22 protein-coding genes and 1 pseudogene are annotated in these 20,802 nt (G+C 62.0%); 8 read left to right on the top strand and 15 right to left on the bottom strand.

The genetic code is table 11. The features are described from left to right. Positions 1 to 11 precede the first annotated feature (11 nt). Entirely contained in the window at positions 12 to 2,708 is a 2,697-nt protein-coding gene (locus tag DWB85_RS14090; RefSeq protein ID WP_117955836.1) for a serine/threonine-protein kinase, read from the bottom strand. A gap of 15 nt (positions 2,709 to 2,723) precedes the next feature. Further along, a complete protein-coding gene (locus tag DWB85_RS14085) occupies positions 2,724 to 3,281 on the bottom strand; it encodes an ECF-type sigma factor (protein WP_117955834.1) in 558 nt (185 codons plus the stop codon). A gap of 213 nt (positions 3,282 to 3,494) precedes the next feature. Between DWB85_RS14085 and DWB85_RS14080 the strand changes: the two genes are divergently transcribed. Further along, positions 3,495 to 4,133, top strand: coding sequence for an alpha-ketoglutarate-dependent dioxygenase AlkB family protein (locus DWB85_RS14080; protein ID WP_117955832.1), 639 nt, complete (start codon positions 3,495 to 3,497; stop codon positions 4,131 to 4,133). On the opposite strand, the gene DWB85_RS14075 is transcribed toward DWB85_RS14080, so the two are convergent. The 3 genes from DWB85_RS14075 to DWB85_RS14065 form a co-directional block, all read right to left on the bottom strand. Continuing rightward, complete coding sequence (locus DWB85_RS14075; protein ID WP_117955830.1) at positions 4,120 to 4,719, bottom strand: hypothetical protein; 600 nt, start codon at positions 4,717 to 4,719, stop codon at positions 4,120 to 4,122. The two genes, DWB85_RS14080 and DWB85_RS14075, sit on opposite strands and share 14 nt — an antisense overlap. Before the next feature lie 3 nt (positions 4,720 to 4,722). Beyond that, positions 4,723 to 5,799: an NAD(P)H-dependent amine dehydrogenase family protein gene (locus DWB85_RS14070; protein WP_117955828.1), complete on the bottom strand. Its 1,077-nt coding sequence runs from the start codon at positions 5,797 to 5,799 to the stop codon at positions 4,723 to 4,725. A 117-nt stretch (positions 5,800 to 5,916) separates the two neighbouring features. Further along, positions 5,917 to 6,444: a fasciclin domain-containing protein gene (locus DWB85_RS14065; RefSeq protein ID WP_133300626.1), complete on the bottom strand. Its 528-nt coding sequence runs from the start codon at positions 6,442 to 6,444 to the stop codon at positions 5,917 to 5,919. A gap of 158 nt (positions 6,445 to 6,602) precedes the next feature. On the opposite strand from DWB85_RS14065, the pseudogene DWB85_RS20055 reads away from it, so the two are divergent. Further along, a pseudogene (locus DWB85_RS20055) lies at positions 6,603 to 6,746 on the top strand (hypothetical protein); the annotation flags it as partial. 72 nt (positions 6,747 to 6,818) lie between these two features. Here the strand turns inward: DWB85_RS20055 and rpoD are convergent. The 7 genes from rpoD to DWB85_RS14030 all read right to left on the bottom strand — a co-directional run bounded on the left by rpoD (position 6,819) and on the right by DWB85_RS14030 (position 13,040). Beyond that, positions 6,819 to 8,621 carry an RNA polymerase sigma factor RpoD gene (rpoD, locus tag DWB85_RS14060; protein WP_117955823.1) on the bottom strand — a complete coding sequence of 601 codons (1,803 nt, stop codon included), beginning with the start codon at positions 8,619 to 8,621 and terminating at the stop codon, positions 6,819 to 6,821. Between the two features lie 218 nt (positions 8,622 to 8,839). Then, the gene (gene dnaG, locus DWB85_RS14055) at positions 8,840 to 10,789 is read right to left on the bottom strand and encodes a DNA primase (RefSeq protein ID WP_117955820.1); all 1,950 of its coding nucleotides are present in this window, start codon (positions 10,787 to 10,789) and stop codon (positions 8,840 to 8,842) included. A gap of 333 nt (positions 10,790 to 11,122) precedes the next feature. Beyond that, a complete protein-coding gene (locus tag DWB85_RS14050) occupies positions 11,123 to 11,578 on the bottom strand; it encodes a GatB/YqeY domain-containing protein (protein WP_117955817.1) in 456 nt (151 codons plus the stop codon). Between the two features lie 17 nt (positions 11,579 to 11,595). Beyond that, the gene (gene rpsU / locus DWB85_RS14045; RefSeq protein ID WP_117955815.1) at positions 11,596 to 11,811 is read right to left on the bottom strand and encodes a 30S ribosomal protein S21; all 216 of its coding nucleotides are present in this window, start codon (positions 11,809 to 11,811) and stop codon (positions 11,596 to 11,598) included. 275 nt (positions 11,812 to 12,086) lie between these two features. Beyond that, complete coding sequence (locus tag DWB85_RS14040; RefSeq protein WP_117955812.1) at positions 12,087 to 12,290, bottom strand: hypothetical protein; 204 nt, start codon at positions 12,288 to 12,290, stop codon at positions 12,087 to 12,089. A gap of 127 nt (positions 12,291 to 12,417) precedes the next feature. Then, entirely contained in the window at positions 12,418 to 12,813 is a 396-nt protein-coding gene (locus DWB85_RS14035) for a type II toxin-antitoxin system VapC family toxin (protein ID WP_117955809.1), read from the bottom strand. Then, complete coding sequence (locus DWB85_RS14030; protein WP_117955807.1) at positions 12,810 to 13,040, bottom strand: type II toxin-antitoxin system Phd/YefM family antitoxin; 231 nt, start codon at positions 13,038 to 13,040, stop codon at positions 12,810 to 12,812. Before DWB85_RS14030 ends, DWB85_RS14035 begins: the two co-directional genes overlap by 4 nt. A 238-nt stretch (positions 13,041 to 13,278) precedes the next feature. On the opposite strand from DWB85_RS14030, the gene tsaD reads away from it, so the two are divergent. The 4 genes from tsaD (at position 13,279) to DWB85_RS14010 (ending at position 15,596) form a co-directional block, all read left to right on the top strand. Beyond that, positions 13,279 to 14,316: a tRNA (adenosine(37)-N6)-threonylcarbamoyltransferase complex transferase subunit TsaD gene (tsaD, locus tag DWB85_RS14025; protein WP_117955882.1), complete on the top strand. Its 1,038-nt coding sequence runs from the start codon at positions 13,279 to 13,281 to the stop codon at positions 14,314 to 14,316. Beyond that, entirely contained in the window at positions 14,316 to 14,672 is a 357-nt protein-coding gene (folB, locus tag DWB85_RS14020; RefSeq protein ID WP_117955804.1) for a dihydroneopterin aldolase, read from the top strand. The genes tsaD and folB overlap by 1 nt, the downstream gene beginning before the upstream one ends. After that, positions 14,672 to 15,178 carry a 2-amino-4-hydroxy-6-hydroxymethyldihydropteridine diphosphokinase gene (gene folK / locus DWB85_RS14015; protein WP_117955801.1) on the top strand — a complete coding sequence of 169 codons (507 nt, stop codon included), beginning with the start codon at positions 14,672 to 14,674 and terminating at the stop codon, positions 15,176 to 15,178. Before folB ends, folK begins: the two co-directional genes overlap by 1 nt. 115 nt (positions 15,179 to 15,293) lie before the next feature. Continuing rightward, positions 15,294 to 15,596: a CCDC90 family protein gene (locus DWB85_RS14010; protein ID WP_117955798.1), complete on the top strand. Its 303-nt coding sequence runs from the start codon at positions 15,294 to 15,296 to the stop codon at positions 15,594 to 15,596. 9 nt (positions 15,597 to 15,605) lie between these two features. Here DWB85_RS14010 and DWB85_RS14005 read toward each other — a convergent pair whose 3' ends face one another. From DWB85_RS14005 to DWB85_RS13995, 3 genes are all read right to left on the bottom strand, one after another. Then, positions 15,606 to 16,826 carry a multifunctional CCA addition/repair protein gene (locus DWB85_RS14005; RefSeq protein ID WP_117955795.1) on the bottom strand — a complete coding sequence of 407 codons (1,221 nt, stop codon included), beginning with the start codon at positions 16,824 to 16,826 and terminating at the stop codon, positions 15,606 to 15,608. Positions 16,827 to 16,947: 121 nt separating this feature from the next. After that, positions 16,948 to 18,321, bottom strand: coding sequence for a Wzz/FepE/Etk N-terminal domain-containing protein (locus tag DWB85_RS14000; protein ID WP_117955792.1), 1,374 nt, complete (start codon positions 18,319 to 18,321; stop codon positions 16,948 to 16,950). A 33-nt stretch (positions 18,322 to 18,354) separates the two neighbouring features. Further along, positions 18,355 to 19,476 (bottom strand): hypothetical protein, encoded by a 1,122-nt coding sequence (locus DWB85_RS13995; protein WP_117955790.1) that lies wholly within the window; start codon positions 19,474 to 19,476, stop codon positions 18,355 to 18,357. A 128-nt stretch (positions 19,477 to 19,604) separates the two neighbouring features. Between DWB85_RS13995 and nusG the strand changes: the two genes are divergently transcribed. Both nusG and DWB85_RS13985 read left to right on the top strand, forming a co-directional pair. Then, positions 19,605 to 20,135, top strand: coding sequence for a transcription termination/antitermination protein NusG (gene nusG, locus DWB85_RS13990; RefSeq protein WP_117955788.1), 531 nt, complete (start codon positions 19,605 to 19,607; stop codon positions 20,133 to 20,135). Between the two features lie 186 nt (positions 20,136 to 20,321). Further along, the gene (locus DWB85_RS13985) at positions 20,322 to 20,642 is read left to right on the top strand and encodes a MarR family EPS-associated transcriptional regulator (RefSeq protein ID WP_117955786.1); all 321 of its coding nucleotides are present in this window, start codon (positions 20,322 to 20,324) and stop codon (positions 20,640 to 20,642) included. The last annotated feature ends 160 nt before the right edge of the window (positions 20,643 to 20,802 follow it).

Below are 20,802 nucleotides of genomic sequence, written 5' to 3'. Positions count from 1 at the left end.
CGGCGCCTGGCTCAGCCGGGGCGCGGCGGATTATCGAGCAGGGCAAGCCGCTGCCGGTAGGCCTGCGCCGCGCTCGCGTCGTTGAGGCCTTCACTGCTCTCGACCAGCAGAGCCAGTATCTGCCGGCGCGTCCGGTGCTGGTAATCCGGGCGGGACTCCCCGAGCTGCAGGGCGCGCTGCAGCCGCTGCTGGGCCACTGCCGGCTCGCCGATGTTGAGATCGGTCCGCGCCAGGCCGACCAGGGTTTTCTGCAGTTCCGGGTGTTCGGTTTCCTGCCTGGCCGTGCGGGCCGCAAGAATACGCAGTAACAGCTCGCGAGCAGCAGTCAGCTGGCCTGAATCCAGTAGCAGGTCGGCCTTTTCCTGGGCGGCGATCAGGGTGGCGGGGTGCTCGAAGCCCTGCTGGCGCACTTCCTCCTCGACCGCGTGGTTGATGAGCGATTCGGCATCGTCGTAGCGGCGGGTCAGGCGGTACACGCGGGCCAGCTTCATTTCCGTTTGCAGGGTTTCTATGTGATCTTGACCCAGCGCGCTCCGGCGCCGGTCCAGCACTTCCAGGAACAGTGCCTCCGCCCGGTCGTACTGGGCGAGGCCGCGGTAGCTGTCGGCCAGGCTGTGCAGCGAGCGCAGGGTGTCGGGGTGGTTCTCGCCCATGACCTTCGCTGAGCGCTGCGCATGTTCCTCCAGCACCGGCGCCGCCCTGGGGTAATCGCCCATGGTCTCCAGTACCAGGCCCCGGTAGCCGAGGCAGCGCAGGGTCTCGCTGTGCAGTGGACCCTGCGCCGCTTCTCCCAGTTCCTGGCAGCGCGTGTAGGCGCTGAGCGCCGCAGCATAGTTGCCCAGCCAGTGCTCGACCACGCCCAGGTTTTTCAGCGCGTTGAGGGTGGATGGGTGCTGCTCTCCCCGCGACTCGCTCCTGCGCTGGTAAATCTCGGCGAACAGCGCCTGGGCCTGTTCCAGCCGGCCGAGCATATGATTGGCGCTGGCAACCGCCTCCAGGGCCTCGAGTGTTCTCTCGTCCCCGGCGCCATAGCGCTGATCACTCAGGGCCAGTGCCTGGGTCGATACGGCAAGCCGGGCGTCCAGTTCGAAGGCCAGGTGATAGGTATTGCTGATGGCCAGCATCGCCCGGATCTTCTCGTCCTCATCCGCAACCAGGCCGGACTGGTGCAGGTCCATGGCCCTGTCCAGGTAGCGCAGGGCCTGGTCGGCCAGCCCCAGCTCGTTATAGGTGTTGCCAATGATGCGATAAATCACGGCCCGTACCGGCGCCGCCTGTTGGTCCTCGACCTCGCTGCGCAGCATGCGCGCACCGGCCTCATCGAGCATGTAGCGCACGGTGATGTCCTCGCCCTGGCTGACGTCAGGGTCCAGCCCGGTAAACATGTCCTCCACCAGCGCCAGTACCGCCGTGGTGCGCGCCAGCTGGTCCCGGGCGATATCCCGCTCCCTGGCGGCGAGATCGGCCTGGAACCAGAGGGCGACACCCAGCCCGGTCACGGTCAGCGTGGAAACCAGCACAAGCGCGCTGGCCAGGCGGTTGCGCTGGATGAAGCGCTGCGCGAGGTAGGGCAGGGACGGCGGCCTGGCACTCACCGGTTTGTGCTGGAGGAAATTGTCGATGTCAGCCGCCAGCGCGGCAACGGAGGAATAGCGCCGGCCGGGGTCGCGCTGCAGGGCCTTGAGTACGATGTTGTCCAGGTCGCGGGAAATTTTCCGCCCCGGTGTCCTGCCGGCTTGCACCGTTGCGGCCGCGTTCCAGGCCCGCTTGCGGTTCTGGCTGAGGGACGGCGGGTCGGTCTCGATAACCTGCTGGGCGTAGGCATAGGCGCCGCCATCTGCCGCGCCAAAGGGGCGTTGACCCGCCAGCAGTTCGTACAGAATGACGCCCAGTGAATACAGGTCCGACAGCGTGCTGACCGCTTCGCCGCTCAGCTGTTCCGGGCTTGCGTACAGCGGGGTCAGGGCCCGTTCCTCCAGCACTGTCTGCGGGTCCGCGCCGTCTGCTTCGGTCCGCATCAGCTTGGCGACGCCGAAGTCCATCAGTTTCGGTTCGCCGTGGCTGTCGATGGCGATGTTGGAGGGCTTGAGGTCGCGATGGATCACCAGATTCTGGTGGGCATTCTGGACGGCATCACAGACCTTGAGGAACAGGGCCAGGATGGCGTCCACACTGAGCCCATGACTGGCGCAGTAGTGGTCGATGCGGTCGCCATCGACGAACTCCATGACCAGGAAGGGCGATCCGTTGTCCAGGGTGCCGCCGTCCAGCAGCCGGGTGATATTCGGGTGTTGCAGGTTGGCCAGTATCTGGCGCTCGGCGTGGAAACGCTGGACGATGGCGTCGTTGCGCCCCGGCTGGTGGTTGATGACCTTGATCGCCACCTGCTGGTGGTACTCGTCGTCGGCGCGTTCGGCCAGGTACACCGTGCCCATGCCGCCCTGGCCGATTTTGCGCAGGATGCGGTAGGGGCCTACCCGGTCGTTACCGCCGAGGTTGATGTGTTCCAGTAAATCGTCGGCGGTGGCGTTAATGACGGCAGCAAAATCGGTGGCGCTGGCGCTGTTTGCCAGTAACTCATTGACCGCCGCCTGCAGTTCCGGGCGACCCTCGCATTCGCGGGCGAGAAAAGCTGCCCGGTCGGCCGGATCGAGATCAATGGCCGCGTTGAACAGGCGCTCGAGTTCGTTCCAGTTCTGGGTCGTCACGGGCTCACGGCCTGTTCAGACTGCGCTCAGCTGGGTTTTCAGCCACGAGCGCGCAAAGCGCAGGTCGCGGTCCAGGGTGCTGCTGGACAGGCCGGTCACTTCCTCCAGCTCGCGAAAGGTGAGTCCGCCGAATATCTGCAGGTCCAGCAGTTCCGCCTTGCGTTCATCCAGCGAGGACAGTTTCTCCAGCGCCCGGTCGAGGCTGAGCAGGTCCTCGTGATTGGCGCTGTCAGCGCTGGGCTCCGTGTCCAGGGAAACGTGGTGGCTGTTGCCGCCGCGCTTGGCGGCATTGCGGGCCTTGGCGTGGTCCACCAGGATCCGCCGCATCATGCGGGAACACAGGGCATAAAAGTGACTGCGATCCTGCCAGTTGACGTTCGCCGGGGCGAGCCGGCCATACAGTTCGTGCACCAGTGCGGTGGGCTGCAGGGTATGGTCTTTACTCTCGGCGCGGAAGGCCGCCCGCGCCCGCAGGCGCAACTCCTCGTACACCAGCGGCGTTAACTGATCCAGGGCCTCAACATGGCCCGAACGCCATTGCTGCAGTAAGCGGGTTATGGGTTCATCACTCATTCAGGGTCTGGCTCATCCTTCACATGCTGCCCAGCGGCTGGTCCTCAGCGTAATCAGTATGCCACCGTCTTCCACAGAAGTCGGCAAGTTGTTGGCCGGTTGTGGGCTTTGTGGCCCGCCCGCGTGCCCGCCGTCACTCTGGCGCGGCAGGCCTGGCCGCTGGTGCGGGTATTGCTGCTGTTCGCGGGAGCCCGGCGAGGGTAGCATGGGGCCATGCCTGACCAGAGTGAACTGTTTGCCCAAGCCACGCTGGAGCCGCTGCCGCTGGCGGAGGCGGAACTGCTGTTCTGTCCCCGCATCGCCCTGGGGCTGGCGGCCGCCGATGCCCTCGGGCAATTGCGCGAACAGACGCCCTGGTCCCAGGAGTCCATTCGCCTGTATGGCAAGCGCTACCTGCAACCGCGCTTGACCGCCTGGTATGGCGAGCCGGGCGCCCGCTACCGCTATTCTGGCAAGACCTACGAGCCACTGCCGTTCACGCCGCTGCTGTTACGGTTGAAGCAGGTGGTGGAGCAGGCCAGCGCTGCGGTTTACAACAGTGTGCTGCTCAACTACTACCGCGACGGGGCAGATGCCATGGGCCTGCATGCGGATGACGAGCCGGAACTGGGCCCGGAGCCCTGTATCGCCTCGCTGAGTCTGGGTGAAACCCGGGAGATTTACTTCCGGCACAAACGTCGCCGCGACCTGGGCACCTTCAAGCTGGCCTTGCCTTCCTCGAGCCTGCTGGTGATGCGCGGCGCTACCCAGGCCAACTGGAAGCACGGCATTCGCAAGCTGTCGCACGCCTGTGGCCCGCGGCTCAACCTGACCTTCAGGCGGGTCTATGCGGAGGGGCTCAGGCCAGCATAATCCAGGTCAGCAGGCCGGCGATGGCGCTGCCGGCCCCGGCGCGGGCGAGGGCCCGGGGGTTCAGGCGCGACAGTTCAGCCAGCGGGTCATGACTGCGCCTGGTGCGCAGCAGTACCGGCCACTCCACCAGGGAGCCGAAGGCGAAGCTGGCCACGGCGCCCGCGCCCAGTGCCGCCCGCCCGGCGCTGTCGGCGTCGACGGCGCTGAATACCAGCAGCAGGGCAAGCAGGCCGCCCAGTGAACCGGCGGCACTCATAATGTAGAACTGGCGCAGGCTGTTGTCCTCGAAGGTCCAGTCGAACACAAACATGCCCGGCCTGGGATTGACGGTGTAACTGGCCGACACGGCCCGGGCGCCCAGGTAGTGGCACCACTCGTGTACCAGGTTGACGGTGACAAAGCCGGCGCTGATCCCGGTGAGCACATTGAGCACGGCGGCCAGTCGCCAGCCGGTCAGCTGGACCCAGCTGTCACTGGCGGCGAACAGGCAAAAGGCGAGGATCCAGAGCGCCAGGTGCAGGGCGGCCTGCCGGAGCAGCAACAGGCCGCTTGACTGCGGCGCGGGGGTGACTTCCTGCTGCTCCATGGTCTATTCCACCTGTAACTGGGCGGCGCCGGTGATGTCGGGCAGGTCCAGCATGGTGACAACACCGGGTGCTGCGGTGCAGACGGCGGGAATGGCGTTAACCAGCCAGGCGGCAGCGGAGGCGTTGCCGCCGCCGGCAACACCGGGCTCCACCGGGTCGTGTCCGTGCACGGTCACTTCCAGCCGCGGGCTGCCGCTGATCAGCACCTGGTGGCAGCCCTGGCCTTCCGGCGGGTACGGCCAGTCTGGGGCGCAGCGGTCATCGATGCGGGTAACATGCTCCAGCACGTAGAGCGGGGCGCCACCGTGGTAGCCGGTGACGGTAAAGCGGAAGGCGCCCTGGGTGCCCTGCTCGAACAGGCCCATGCCCGGCACATCGATGGTGGCCTCCAGGGGGCGGCGCTCTACCGCTATTTCGATGTTGTCCACCGGCTTGCCCAGGGCCCTGGCCAGCAGGCGCAGCATGGGCGACCACACCCTATCGATGGCGACCTCGTGCAGCATCATCGGCAGCTCGTCCATGGGCTGGCCAAAGCCGATAACCTCCCGCACCACCCGGGGTTGGTCGTACAGGGCGTAATTGAAAATTTCCCGGCTGCGGATTTCACGGATATCGGCGCTGGCGCCGCTGAGTACCACCGGCAGTCGGTCCATGGCCCAGCCCGGGTCGATGCCCGAGGTGAACAGGGAGGCGCCGCTACGGGCGCAGGCCGCTTCAATGGGGGCGAGCGCTTGCGCCGGGGTGGAGGCCGGGTCGAGGAAAAAATAGAGGCCGGGGGCGACCACGTTGATACCGGCGTCCAGGCAGGCGAGCACCTCGGCGATGGCCGCTGCGGGGCGGGTGTCGGCGGTAGCGCTGTAGACCACGGCATCGGCGCCCTGGTCGATGATCGCCTGCCAGTCCCGGGTGGCGGTGACGCCGCAGGGTTCGACCCCGGCCAGTTCGCCGGCGTCGCGGCCGGCTTTTTCTTCACTGGACACGATCACCGCTTGCAGGGTCAGCTGGCAGTGCGACAGCACGGCGCGAATGGCGGGCCGGCCGACGTTGCCGGTGCCCCAGACGATCACTTTCAGAGCCATGATCCAGCCTCAGGTGGTTATCGCTGCAGTATACGGGCGAAAGCGGCGGCAAGATCAGTGCCGGCGCGGGCACAAAAAAGCCGCCCCGGAGGGCGGCCAGAGCGGGGACCTTGTTGTTTACAGAGCGGGCAGCAGTACGCTGTCGATGATCCACACGGTGCCGTTGTCGGTCTGCACGCCCTGGCAGGCGACGCCGGCATTGTTGACGCGGGGCTCACCATTGCTGCGGCTGAAGTACACCGACTGTCCCTGCAGGGTTTCCTTGCGCTGGGCGACGGCGCCGGACAGCTTGCGGGGATCGGGATGGCCCATGGTCACGTGGTAGGTGAGGATGCCGGTCAGCAGGTCAGTGTTGCCGGCCACGACTTCTACCAGCTCGGGCGGCAGGGCGCCGAAGGCGTCGTTGGTGGGGGCAAACACGGTGATTTCCTCGGTGGTGGCCAGGGCGTCATCGAGCCCGGCGGCAACGACCAGGTCGACCAGGGTGCTCAGTTCCGGGGTGGCGATGGCGGCGTCGACGATGGTGCCGTCAAACTGGGCCTTGTTGGTCGACACGCAGTCGCCAAAGCTCTGGGCGCTGGCGCCCGATGCGAGGGTAAAAGAAAAGACGGCAGATGCCAGCAGTGCAGTCAGTTTGGTTTTCATAGTCAGCTCCAATGAGTTCAAGGTTGTTCACGTCATCGTAAGCTGCTGTCGCGCCGTGCGAGTTCAGGTGTGTGCACTCCCGCCAGCAGTTACATGCCTGAACGTACGGGGTGAATTTTTTGCTGGATTTGCCGAAATCAGCTGAACGGGGCTTTGTCATGCTTTTGTCCGCAGAGTCGGAAGGTTTCGCGGACATCGAGTGGGCGCTGCACGGCAACGACAGCGGCGAGCAGCGTTATTCGCCCCTGGACCAGATCAACCGCGACAACATCGAGCCGCTGGGCCTGGCCTGGTATTTCACGGGGGCAAGCAGCAGCTGCCCACCCACAAAAAAGCCACCCGCAGGTGGCTTTGCTGGAGCAGGGCCCCCGGCTTTACTCGTCGAGGAAACTGCGCAGGTAATCCGAGCGGGTCGGGTGACGCAGCTTGCGCAGGGCCTTGGCTTCTATCTGGCGAATGCGCTCGCGGGTCACGTCGAACTGCTTGCCCACTTCCTCCAGGGTGTGATCGGTATTCATGTCGATACCGAAACGCATGCGCAGCACCTTGGCCTCGCGGGCGGTGAGCCCGGCCAGCACTTCCTTGGTGGCTTCCTGCAGGCCCTGGCCGGTGGCGGAATCCACCGGTGAGGCAATGGTGTTGTCCTCGATGAAGTCACCCAGGTGCGAGTCTTCGTCGTCACCAATGGGGGTTTCCATGGAGATCGGCTCCTTGGCGATTTTCAGCACCTTGCGAACCTTGTCCTCCGGCATGTCCATGCGCTCGCCCAACTCCTCGGGGGTGGGCTCGCGGCCCATCTCCTGCAGCATCTGGCGGGAGATGCGGTTGAGCTTGTTGATGGTCTCGATCATGTGCACCGGGATACGGATAGTCCGGGCCTGGTCGGCAATGGAGCGCGTGATGGCCTGGCGAATCCACCAGGTGGCATAGGTCGAGAACTTGTAGCCGCGACGGTACTCGAACTTGTCCACCGCCTTCATCAGGCCGATGTTGCCTTCCTGGATCAGGTCCAGGAACTGCAGGCCGCGGTTGGTGTATTTCTTGGCGATCGAAATAACCAGGCGCAGGTTGGCCTCCACCATCTCCTTCTTGGCGCGGCGGGCACGGGCCTCGCCCATGGACATGCGGCGGTTGATCTCCTTGATCTCGCTCACCGTGAGGCCGGTCTGCTCCTCGATCTGCTGGATGCGCCGCTGCAGGCGGTGGATGGTTTCCTTCTCCGCATTCAGGCGCGGGCCGTAGTCCTTCTTGCGGGCGTGGCGCGACACCCACTTCAGGTCCGCTTCCGAGCCCTGGAAGGTGGTGATGAATTCCTTGCGCGGCATGCCGCAATCCTTGATCGCGATGCGCATGATTTCCCGTTCCTGGTCGCGCACACCGGCGAGGATATTGCGGGGCGTATCAGAAATGGGATCGAAGACCCGCGGGGTGAGCTTGAAGAACTTGAACAGCTCGCCCAGTTTCTCCATCTCCTTGATGGTCGTGGGGTCCTGGCGGCCCTTGGCGGCAATGGCCTTCTCGGTCTTGTTGTACTGGCGCTTGAGTGCGGTGAAGCGCTTCTTGGCTTCTACCGGGTCGGGGCCGGTGTCGCTGTCTTCGTCATCGTCGGCCTTGTTGGCGGCGGCCTCGGCCAGTTCGGCGGCGGAAGGCACGTGCTCGGCCGGGTCCAGGTAACCGACCATGATGTCCGCCAGGCGGCGCTCTTCCTTGGCCACCAGGTCGTACTCGTCGAGAATGTGCTTCACGGCACCCGGGTACAGGGCCAGGGCAGAGAGCAGTTCGCGGATGCCTTCCTCGATGCGCTTGGCGATAACGATTTCGCCTTCCCGGGTCAGCAGTTCCACGGTGCCCATTTCGCGCATGTACATGCGCACCGGGTCGGTGGTGCGGCCGGCTTCTGTTTCAACCGCGGCCAGCGCCGCGGCGGCCTCGGCGGCGGCGATATCGTCGGCGGAAGGATCACCTTCGGTCATCAGCAACTCGTCGGCATCCGGCGCCTGCTCGAACACCTGGATCCCCATGTCGTTGATCATCTGGATGATGTCTTCAACCTGGTCCGGATCGGAGATGTCCTCGGGGAGGTGGTCGTTCACCTCGGCGTAGGTCAGGTAACCCTGTTCCTTGCCCTTGGCGATGAGCGCCTTCAAGCGGGACTGTTGCTGTACAACGTCAGACATTAAGTTGACACCTTTTGAATAAGCAAAAAAAGATCAGCCGGCAATTATACCGGTCTAGCAACGGCTTAACCACTAAAAAGCCTGCTAATTGGGCGAAATTTGGCGCAAATAAGCCCTCGTTCGCCCCTGCATCGTGGTTTATTGCTATATGGGGGCGAATCGGCCAAATACAACGGGGTGCGTGCCCGCAATTTGGGCATGGCTCGACCGCGCCAGTGTCAGCGGTCGCGTCGGTTTCGCAGGGCATCGCGCTGCAGTTTTTCCTGCAGCAGCTCCCTCAGGCGTTGCTTTTCCAACTCGCTGGTCTCAGCGTAGTTGGTGAGTTTGAGTTTGTCGACTTGCTCGGCAAGTTTTGATTGCTGGGGCAGATGATGGACCAGGCGGTACATGGTGTCGGCAAATTGCTGGTCGATACCCGCGGTGGGAATCAGCCGTTCCTGGCCGGCCAGGCGATTGAGCAGTTCACCTTCCCGGGTGCCGTACCAGTGGCCGAGCAGCATGCCGGTGTTGGATTCCGGGCGCCGTTGCACCAGCTCGACCAGCTCCCGGAGCAGCTTGCTGTCGTCCCCCTGTAATTGCTCCAGGCCCTGGGTGTTCACCGTGCGGGCGACCTCCGGCTGGTGCAGGATCAGGGCGATGGCGCCCTGGGCCAGGTTGGAATAGCCCGCCAGGCCTTGCGGCCTGGCCTGGCGTTGCCGGGGCTGGCTGTCTTCCGGGCCAAAATCGGGGTAGCTGTCCAGGTCCGGCGGTGGCGCGTCCTTATCCCAGTCCGGTGGGCCGTCAGTAGGGCCTGCCGGCGAGGCGTCCGGGCGGTAGCGATCCGTGGATTGGCCCCGCTCCGTTGGTGGCGGGGGCTCCGGGGCGGCGACCTCCAGCCGCATCAGGCTCTCCAGTTCCAGTCCGGTGCGCTCGGCCAGCGCCTGGAACATCAACTGTTTGAACACGCCTTCGGGCATCTGCCGGATATGGGGCAGCGCCAGCTTGCTGAGCCGGGCGCGGCCGTCCAGATTGCTGGTGTCCAGCCCCTCGGCCAGGGCGTCGAACAGGAAGGTGTCGAGCGGGGTGGCGCCGGCCAGCAGTTCCTCGAATTTCTCCGCGCCGCCACTGCGCACGACCGTGTCTGGGTCCTCGCCCTCGGGCAGGAACAGGAAGCGCGCCTGGCGGCCGTCCTCCATGCAGGGCAGGGCCGCTTCCAGCGCCCGGAAGGCCGCCTTGCGCCCGGCCTCGTCGCCGTCAAAGCAGAAAATGACCTCCGGGCAGCGGCGGTAAATGCGCTCCAGGTGGGTTTTGCTGGTGGCGGTGCCCAGGGTGGCGGTGGCGATACTGATGCCGTGCTGGGCCAGGGCGATGACATCCATATAGCCCTCCACCACCAGCAGCCGTTCCAGTCGCCGGTTGGCCTGCAGAGCCTCGTAAAAACCGTAGAGTTCGCGGCCCTTGTGGAAAATCTCGGTTTCCGGGGAGTTCAGGTACTTGGGCTTGTCGTCCCCCAGCACCCGGCCGCCGAAGGCGATCACCCGGCCGCGCTGGTCGCGGATCGGGAATACCACCCGGTCGCGAAAACGGTCGTAGACGCGGCCCTTGTCGTTTTCCACCAGCATGCCGGCCTTCATCAGCAGGGCTTTTTTCTCTTCGCTGTCGCCCAGGGCCCTGAGCAGGTTGTCCCAGCCCGGGGGGGCAAAGCCCAGGTGAAACTGCTTGGCGATCTGGCCGGTGAGGCCGCGCTGTTTCAGGTAGTCCACAGCCTTGTCGCGTTGCGGATGCTGGCGCAGCTGCAGCTTGTAGTAGCTGGCGACCTGCTCCATGAGGGTGTACAGGGGCCGGTTGGACTCTTCCCGCTTTTCCCGGGGTGCGCCGCCCCGGGAGGGCTCCCGCTGTACCTCCAGTCCCGCCGCGCTCGCCAGGGTTTCCACCGCCTGCGGGAACTCCACGTTCTCGTAGTCCATGACGAAACCGAGGGCATTGCCCCCGGCACCGCAGCCAAAACAGTAGTAAAACTGCTTGTCCGGGCTGACCGAGAATGAGGGGGTTTTTTCCTCGTGGAAGGGGCAGCGGGCGCTGTAATTCTTGCCGGTCTTTTTCAGCTTCACGCGCCGGTCGATCACGTCGACAATGTCAACGCGGTCCAGCAGGTCGTCGATGAAGCTCTGGGAAATTCGTCCGGCCATAAGCCGAGTAGTGTACCGCTATTGGTGGGGTGGGGCGTACAGGAATTCGCTCGTGGTTACGTCATTCCGGCGGAAGCCGCGGTCCGGCGTTCCGGAATCCAGTGACTTTGGGGTGTTGAGCCTTGGTGGACCCCGGCGTGCGCCGGGGCGACGGATTATGCATGGGATCGGCTGCCGTAAATTTGTCATTCCGGCGCACGCCGGAATCCAGGGGCTATTCTCTTAGGCTGAAGTGCACCATCTATGAATCCCGGACCGCGGCGTTCGCCGGGATGACGGTTGGATTTGCGAAGAACTGGGTGGCGTGTTGGAGCTGGTTGCGAGAATGGAAATCTAACCAGCCAATCGTCCCTTCACCAGCCCACTCACCTTGCCCATGTCAGCCCGGCCTGCCAGCTTCGGCTTGAGCTGCCCCATAACCGCGCCCATGGCCTGCATGCCCTCGGCGCCCGAGGCGGCGATGGCCTCGTCGATCATGGCGATGATTTCGTCTTCGGTGAGCTGTGCGGGAAGGAATTCCTGCAGAACGGCGATTTCCGCGTTCTCTTTGTCGGCCAGTTCGCTGCGGCCGGCGTCGGTGTACTGCTGGGCGGAATCCCGGCGCTGCTTGACCATTTTGTCGAGCACCGCCAGAGCGCGAGCGTCGTCTATCTCGACCCGCTCGTCCACTTCGATTCGCTTGAATTCGGCCTGGATCAGCCGGATGGTACCCAGTCGCTCCTTGTCTTTGGCCTTCATGGCCGCTTTCATGGCGGCCCTGATGTCGGCGGTCAGCGACTGGTCACTCATGGGAGGGAGTTCCGTGCTCAGTACAGGCGTACGCGCTTGCGGTTTTCCCGGGAGAGCTTCTTCAGGTGACGCTTTACAGCGGCAGCGCCAGCGCGCTTGCGAACTGTAGTGGGCTTCTCGTAGTGCTCACGCTTGCGCACTTCAGCCAGAACACCGGCTTTTTCGCAGGAACGCTTGAAGCGACGCAGTGCTACGTCAAAAGGCTCGTTTTCCTTGACCTTGATGTGGGGCATTAACTCTGTACCTGTCTCGTTTGTTTGTTGCAGACACCGGCAAGCGGCCAGTGAACGCCTGAAAGGGCGCGCATTCTATACCGTTGTGCCGGGGTTTGCAAAGGGTAATGGGCGCGGTAATGGGCGCCGTTTTCAGGCGGTATCGAAGAGCCTGCCGAGCGCCAGTTTCGCCGTTGCCCTGTCGCGCTTGCCAGGCCTGCCGCAGGAGCGCACCACCCGGCGCTGGCCCAGCGTAAACAGCTTCATTTTCCTCGATGCTGGCGCTCCGCAAGGCCTCAGGGTGACTTGAGGAAAGGGTTCTCTCGTTCATCCGGCGCCGGCGCCTCGAAGCCGGACAGCTCCAGCCCGGAAATGCGGGCCTGATTCCCCTTGACCTGGAATACCACCGTATCGCCTGCTTCGATTTCCAGCAGGGCCACCAGCTCGTCCGGCAGTTGCACGCTGTGGTTGTCCGTTAGCGTTTCCGTGTAGATTTGCATGATTCCATTCCTTTGCAGCGACCAATTGGACAGCCTGATTATGGCGTGCGGTGCCGGCCCACGCCATTGCCTGGGCTGATTTGATGGAACGTGGCAGGGAGTTCCGTGGCGGGTTGGCTCGAAGCACTCACCATACGGTGTCGATCATCGGGTGTCTCAGTAGATTCTGGTCGGCGGTTACCAGCCGCGCATTGTGGACAATTGCTGTGGCGGCAATAATCCGGTCCGCAGGATCCTTGTTCATGGTTTCATCGAAGCTGACGGACATTTCCGCGATCTCCGGCGAGAGAGCTTTGACTGCCACTGCCCGGGACTGCAGAAAGAGATTGAGCAGGTAGCTGCTGGGTTCGGCGGTGTGCAGGCGACCCTTGTTTATCAGCATTGCGATCTCCCAAAACGAGATATCCGCGATTGCCAGTTGTTCGTGCATATCGGCCTGGTCGATAGCACTTTTTGCCGCGGGTGACAGTTGATCCGGAGCAAGCGCATCCCAGATGATTGCGCAGGTATCCAGCAGAATCACTGCTGGGCCTCCCAGTCCTCATCCGTCGGGCTGACGATGTCACCGATCTCAGCATCGGCGGCCAGCGCCCGGAGCTTTTCCCGGGCCGCCTCTTTTTTCCCTGCCGGCGGAGTGATGGTGGCCATCTGCTGGCCATTGGAGGTCACAGTAATCTCCTCCCCGGAATGGGCTAATTTCAGGTATTTCAATAAATTAGCCCGGAATTCGCTGATATTGACCGACCGCATCGCCGTCACCCATTGGTTTGTACAAAAAATATGTACAAGTGTAGGCCGGGCGCTTCGAAAAGGGAACAAGATAACGTCCCAGATGGAGAGGGGGCGCTCATCTCCCAATTTCTCGCCGTTGGCATTTGTGCGGTGCTGTATCGCTGGTATGGAAGTTGTCGCTCAATTATTATTCGCCGTTTACTGGGCGGCCAGAGATTGGCTGTTTTTGATCGAATCTGCGGAAGACTGGGAAGCTATGCTGATATTGGGCCTGGAAACCTCCTGCGACGAGACCGGCGTGGCGCTTTACCACACCGAGCGCGGCCTGTTGGCGCATGCCCTGTTCAGCCAGATCGACATTCACGTGGAGTATGGCGGGGTGGTGCCCGAGCTGGCCTCCCGCGACCATGTGCGCAAAACCCTGCCGCTGATAGAAGAGGTGATGGCCGAGGCGGGGGTGTCCGCCGCTGATATCAACGGCGTGGCCTACACCGCTGGTCCCGGACTGGTGGGCGCGCTGATGGTGGGCGCCACCCTGGCGAAATCCCTGGCCTGGGGCTGGGGAGTGCCGGCGCTGGGGGTGCATCACATGGAGGGCCACCTGCTGGCGCCCATGCTGGAGGAAGTGCATCCCGAATTCCCCTTTGTGGCGCTGCTGGTCTCCGGCGGTCACACCCAGCTGGTGCGGGTGGACGGTATCGGCCAGTACAAGCTGCTGGGGGAATCCCTGGACGACGCCGCCGGCGAGGCCTTCGACAAGACTGCCAAGATGCTCGGCCTGCCCTATCCCGGTGGCCCCCATATCGCCCGGCTGGCGGAAACCGGCAATCCGGAGCGCTTCGACTTCCCGCGGCCCATGGTCAACCGTCCGGGGCTGGATTTCAGCTTCAGCGGCCTCAAGACCTTTACCCTCAATACCGTGGAAGACTGCCGCCAGTCCGGTGAGCTCAGCGACCAGGACAAGGCCGATATCGCCCGCGCCTTCGAGGACGCGGTGGTGGGTACGCTGGTGGTGAAGTGCCGCCGGGCCCTGAAACAGGAGGGCCTGAAAACCCTGGTGATGGCGGGCGGAGTAAGCGCTAACTTAAACCTCAGGGCAGAGCTGAAAAGGGCGCTGGCCAAAGAGAGGGCGCAGGTTTTTTACCCGGCGCCGGTATTCTGTACCGATAACGGCGCCATGATCGCCTATGCCGGGGCCCAGCGCTTAAAGGCAGGACAGGTGGACACCGAGGATACCCAGGTGCGCCCGCGCTGGCCCATGGAAGAGCTGCCGCCCATCGAGGGAGCTGCCTGATGGACCGGGTCTACATAAAAGGCTTGAAGACCGACGCGGTGATCGGGGTCTATGACTGGGAGCGGGATATCCGCCAGACCCTGGTGCTGGATTTGGAGCTGGCCGCGGATAACCGGGCCGCGGCGGCCACCGACGCCATTGAGGACGCGGTGGATTATGACGCGATCTCAGGTCGAATCCTGGCCTATGTTGCCGACAGCGAATTCCAGTTGATCGAGACCCTGGCGGAGCGGGTGGCCGAGATCGTGCTGTCAGAGTTCGGGGTGCCGTGGCTCAGGTTGCGGCTGGCCAAGCCCGGCGCGGTGGCCGAGGCCGGGGACGTGGGCGTGATTATCGAGCGAGGCGAAGAGCCCTGATGGCGCGAGTGTACCTGGGTGTGGGCAGCAACATCGAGCGGGAGCGCTACATTAGCGCCGGCCTGGACGCGCTGGCGGCCATGTTCGGCGAACTGGACATTTCCCCGGTGTACGACTCCGCCGCTGTCGGTTTCGAGGGTCAGCCCTTTCTCAACCTGGTGGTGGGGGTGAGCACGGACCTGGCCGTGGGTGAACTGGCCAAACGCCTCAGGCACATCGAATACGAGCATGGCCGCCCGCCGAACGCGACTCGCTTCAGTGCCCGCCAGCTGGATATCGATATCCTCACCTACGACGACCTGGTGGGGGTCATTGGCGGGGTCGAGTTGCCACGGGGGGAGATCCTGGAGAATGCCTTTGTTTTGCGGCCGCTGGCGGATCTGGCGCCGCGAGAGCCGCATCCATCCGATGGTCGCAGCTATGAAACCCTGTGGAGGGAGTTGCGCCTGGACAGCCAGCCAGTCTCAAGGGTGGCTTTTTCCTGGCGGGGCAGGGCGGTTTCCTGACGGGGTCCTGGCTTCGGCAGCGACAGAAAAGTCTGTCCTTGGTCGCTTTTGATGTTCCACCGCGCCGACAAACTGGTGAAAATGCGATCAACTCGCCTCTTCCGGAGCCACTACCATGGCTGCCATTGCCTTTGATACACTGAAGTTCGCCCGCAGGCTGATAGAAGCCGGCGTGCCCGACCGTCAGGCAGAGGTACAGGCAGAGCTCATGGCAGAAGCATTCCTTTTCAACGTGGATAGTGTGGTCACCAAAGATTACCTTGATGCGCGTTTGGGCGAGCAGGAAGCCAGATTGGAGGCAAAATTCAACGCCCGTTTTGCCAAATTGGAGAATCGGCTCAATGTTCACGGTTGGATGCTGGCTGCCATCGCTGCCAGCACCGTGATCCCGGCTATCTCGAAACTGTTGGGGTACTAGGCCAGCAACTCAGCCGGCGCTATCCCTCAACCCCTCCAGCCGTCGAATCCGCTCCGCCGCAATAGCCTCCCCCAGTTCCTTGCCCTCCGTCCCGGGAAAAATCTCCGCGGAAACGCCCAGGGCAATAATCCTGGCCCGCCGCAGGTAATCCCCCTGCGGATAGGGCGCATCCTCACTGCCCAGCCGGCCGCGCGCATCCGCCTCGCAGGCCAGCAGGAATGCCTCGAAGCGCTCGGGTCGGCGTAGCGCATCGGTATTGTGCAGCAGCCTCAACAGCGTCCTGCCGCGCAACTCCCTCGCGGTGTGGCACAAGAGGTGGAACTCGCACACCTTCAGGGCCAGGTCGCGGTACTGGTTGGGCGCCTTCAGCCGTTTGCACACCTGCTTCACCAGCTTGATACCGCGCTTTTCATGGGCAATGTGCCTGGGAAGCTGGTCCTTCGGGGTAATGCCCTTGCCCAGGTCGTGCAGCAGGGCGGCAAAGCGAACATCTTTCTGCTCGCTGAGCCGCACCGCCTGTTGCACCACCATGAGGGTATGAATGCCGGCATCAATTTCCGGGTGATGCTTTGCAGTCTGAGGTACACCGAACAAGGCTTCCAGCTCGGGTAGCAGTTGGGCCAGCGCACCGCAGTTGCGCAGTACCTCAACGAATACCTCTGGATGGCGCTCGCCGAGCGCCTTGTCCAGCTCCACCCAGATGCGCTCGGCGGGGAGGTGGGCCAGTTCGTCCTGGGCCACGATTTTCGTCATCAGGTCCATGGTTTCTGGCGCAACGCTGAAGCCCAGGTGGTGGTAACGAGCGGCAAAACGGGCCGTGCGCAGCACCCGCAGGGGGTCCTCGACAAAGGCCTCGGAGACATGGCGCAGCAGCCTGTCTTCAATATCCTGCCGGCCGCCATAGGGGTCGATATAATCGCCATCTTCCGTTTGCGCAATGGCATTGATGGTCAGGTCCCGCCGCCGCAGGTCCTCTTCCAGGGTCACGTCCGGGTCACAGTGCACCTCAAAGCCGGTGTAGCCGTGACCGGACTTGCGCTCGGTGCGGGCCAGGGCGTATTCGTCCTTGGTTTTGGGGTGGAGGAACACCGGGAAGTCCTTGCCGACCTGCTGGTAGCCCAGGCTGAGCATCTCCTGGGGGCTGGCGCCCACTACCACCCAGTCCCGCTCGTGGAAAGGATAGTTGAGCAAGGTGTCGCGGACGGCGCCGCCTACGAGGTAGGTTTGCATGGGGGCAGTCTAACGGCTCTATTTAGTGCTGGCACTTACCATCTTGATGGCCGGCCGATTTCGAAGCAAGAGCAGGCTGGCACTACACGCCGGGGTCCAAGATTCGGTAAAATTTGCCGAATCAATCCGGCACAGCCAGCCGTTCTCGCCGGGCAATTGCAGCATTGCGAATTAAGGCCACGAACACGCCGAGCATGCCTCCTGCGACCAGTGCGGCTGACAGTATGAGAGATTTACGCGGTTTGATTGGACTGGTGGGCACAACCGCGGGTTGGTCAACACGCATCAGTGACAAGCCGTCAAAATTCTGAAAAAGCAGGCCTTCGAGTTCACTGATTTCTTCTCGCAGTTCCCAGGCACCGTCGATGAAGGGGGCAAAATCTTCTCTGGCTTTGAGGACTTCGATTTTGCGGTTGGAGTCAAGCAGCGCCAGTTCCATCTCGAGCTGCCTCAGTTCGGGGATATGCTGATCATCTGACTCGCGCGCCCTCAGGGCGGCTAGTTCAGCGCTCAGTACGCGAGTGCCTTTGAGGTAGATTGGCTCGCTGACCTGAGATAAATCGGCAGTAACTGCCACGGAACCACCGCTGCCAGCCCGACGCTGCGCCATAACGGCCAGGGTGGTGGGCTCAGTGATCTGCAGATCCCTGGCAACAGCCAGTGCTTCCTCAAGCCGTATAATTTGATCCTGCCGTTCCTTTGCCGCCATCGCTTTCATCGCGGCAATTTCATCTTCAAGCTGTAATTTCCTCAGTCGGTCCTGCTCCATGAGTTGCGCTATCTGGTCACCGTCCTGTAGCGCCTGGTTGTCAGTCTTCTGTTGCAGCTGCTTTGTCAGTTGGGCAATGCGCGAAGATACCAGCGATTTGAATTCAACGATCAGGTTGGCTTTGGCCGAGGCGCTGGCGGTTTCTATCAGCTCGTTGACAATGGCAGCGGCCAGCTTTGGATCCGAGTGTTCAAACGCTACCGTGCGCCGGCCCTCGTCCTTGATATTTCCAGCCCTGCTGGGCGTGGTCAGCGTCAATGCAGGGTTGAAGCCGTTTAAAAACGCTGTGTTGAGCGCGTCATCATCAGCAATAGTGCCCGAGAGAAGTTCGTCAATATTATTATCGAAGACCCTCCGCCGGATATTCAACGAGAGGATTTCTTCCTCTACCCGTTGCAAGGCCAGTGTGGGGTTAAGCTCGATCAAGCTTGGCTCTTCGGATTTGCTTTCCTTGCTGTTCAGCGGTAGCTGGTCAGACGTCTCTGACCGGTAGTCTGCGATTTCACTTATCTGGCTCTTTAGCGGTACACGGATAAAGGCCTCTGCCCGATAGCTGGGCGACATGGCAAACACGGCAACCACTGCAGCCAAGGCACTGGCGCAGATAAACGCGGCGATAAGCCATTTTTGCCGCCAGAGGCCCTCCATCAACTCGAAGAGGTCGATTTCGTCATCACGACAGTATTGATACGGGCCAACGCCATTATCTTGCTGAGTGCTGGGCATTAATGCGCCTCAATCCTTTGAATAGGTGCCGATTCAGGCAGATTTGCGCCGCGTCTCCACGGCCAGTTTTAACGGTTTGGCTTTCATTTCCAGTGTTTTAACGCTTTCGGCCACTCTCCAGGCCTGGCTCATTAACACACAATAAAGGACAAAACAGGCGAGGAAAATGAAAAACTGGTAGGACACGCTGGCCCCTGAACGGCTGAGCAAGAAGCCCAGGAGTGGGGACGACAGGCCCATAGTGCCAAGCACCATGAGTGAGCGCCGGTTGCTCATGCCCAGTTGCTGCATCAGGTGGTGGACGTGGGTGCGGTCTGAGCTGAAGGGGGAGCGGCGAGCAGAGACTCGACGCAGTGAGCAGAAGACCATGTCGAACAGCGGCAGGCCGATCAGGTATAGCGCCGTGACCGGATCGATGAACTTGCGACCGCCTATCTGGGCTGAAGCCGCCGCCAGAATCAGCGACACAACGATAAACCCGAGTAACTTGCTGCCGGCGTCTCCGAGGAATGTCTTCGGAATATAAGGCGACAGCTTCAGGTTGGACACCAGGAACGCCAGCAGTGAAGCGGCGATAAAGATGCTGACGAAACCGGGCGACACGCCGCTGAATAGATGAAAGCCCATCAGGGTGATGAGAACCATGAGGCCGAGCAGTCCATCCATGCCATCCAGCATATTAAACGCATTGATGACTCCAAAAATACAGACAACAGTGAATGGGTAAGCCAGCTCAGGTGGGAGCTGGATATGTCCGGTGCCCAGCAAGTCTCCGAGGTTGCTAACCTTCAGATCGAGCCCCTCGATAAGAATCAAGGCAACGACGATCTCGACGATAACTCGGGTAAAGACGCTGACGTGCTGTCGATCATCCACAGCTCCCAGCAACACCAATACACCGCCCGCAACCAGAAAAACAGCGAGATCCCCGCCCGATGTCACCATTGAAGCGTTACTGTCCCCCCACAGCAGTGCACCCAGCGCGAGGGACAAGTAGATGGCCATACCCCCCACCAGCGGTACGCTCCCTCGGTGGGTTTTGCGATGGTCGGGCTCGTCCACCAAGCCTATTTTGGGTGCCAGCCTGGCCAGCAAATAAATGAGCACCAGAGTTGATGCGAAAGCAACCAGCGCCTGTTGCAGTAGTGGAGACATCCGGCGGCAAGCGTCCCTGTTTGCAAAACGGTAGATGATATAGAATGGGCGTCAGCTAAGGAAGCCCGACCTGTTCGCCCGATAGCCTTCCCTGTCTATTCAGAATTTGATATTAGTTGTTGACTTTGATGGATCACTTCAAGACGAACCCTGCTGCTTTGATCTGGCTGGCGGTTCATACCAAGCCTCGTCAAGAAGCGATGGCCGCTGCCAACCTGCAGCGCCAGGGCTTCGAGGTGTTTCTACCTGAGTTGCGACAGCGCAAGCGGCGGCAGAATAGATGGCAGTGGTTCAATGGGCCGTTGTTCCCGCGGTACCTGTTTCTGGCGGTCACTTTGGGTGAGCAGGACATTGCCAGGGTTCGTTCGACGCTGGGCGTCGTCAATCTGGTGCAATTTGGCGCCAAACTGGCTGAGGTGGACCCCGGCATTATCGATTTCCTGCAAGCGCAACAACAAGGCGACCATGCGACTGCGGAGCTAGATGGTGCCGCTTATCGGCCCGGTGACCGGGTGCCGGTTCTTGAGGGGCCCTTTGCCGGGTTGGACGGAATCTACCAGATGAAAAAGGACTCAGACCGTGTGGAGTTGCTGCTGAGCCTGATGGGGCGCAAATTGCCCGTTGTGCTGCAGTTGGACCAACTGGGCAGCGCACATTAAATCTTGCCTTCTGGCCAGGGAGAATGTAGGGTGTTCATTGGCTGAACGCCGTGAGTGTTCATGCCATATACACGACCCTGAGGATAGCCCGGCTTTTGCGAAAAGCAGTGTATGTCCTGCGGTAGCCTGCCCGAAACTAAAACAACCATTTTCCCCATCAAACGCCAATTACCCGTGTAGTTACCCTTGACCTCTTCTGAATCGCACCTGCGAGTCCTTCGGGAACTCGAGGAGACACCGGATATTACCCAGCGCGAGTTGGCGCGCAGGCTCGGCGTCAGTTTGGGGGCGATCAACTATTGCCTCAAGGCCTTGGTGGAAAAGGGTTGGGTTAAGATGGAGGGTTTCGGTCGCAACGAGAATAAATTGCGCTACGCCTATCTGCTCACCCCCAGGGGTATAACGGCAAAAACCCGGTTGACTTCCCTATTCCTGAAAAGGAAGTTGCGGGAATACGAGGCATTGAAAGTGGAAATCGAAGCCCTGCAGCGAGAGGTTGGTCCTTAGGGAATGATAATTCTTGGTATCGAACACGTTATGTCACAGCAAGCACACCTTTTGCATCCATGCTTCGCGTCGAAGTGATTCTAGTCGTCTTGCGTTCCCACCCAAAAACGATAGACGCTGCTGGCATGAGTAACGGTAAGTAGATTAGTGGCGATGGCCA

It is taken from the genome of Seongchinamella sediminis (assembly GCF_003457605.1).
GTDB classification, from domain to species: Bacteria; Pseudomonadota; Gammaproteobacteria; order Pseudomonadales; family Halieaceae; genus Halioglobus; species Halioglobus sediminis.
Note: the sequence above shows the minus strand (reverse complement) of the source record. Positions and strands in the feature narration are given on the sequence as shown.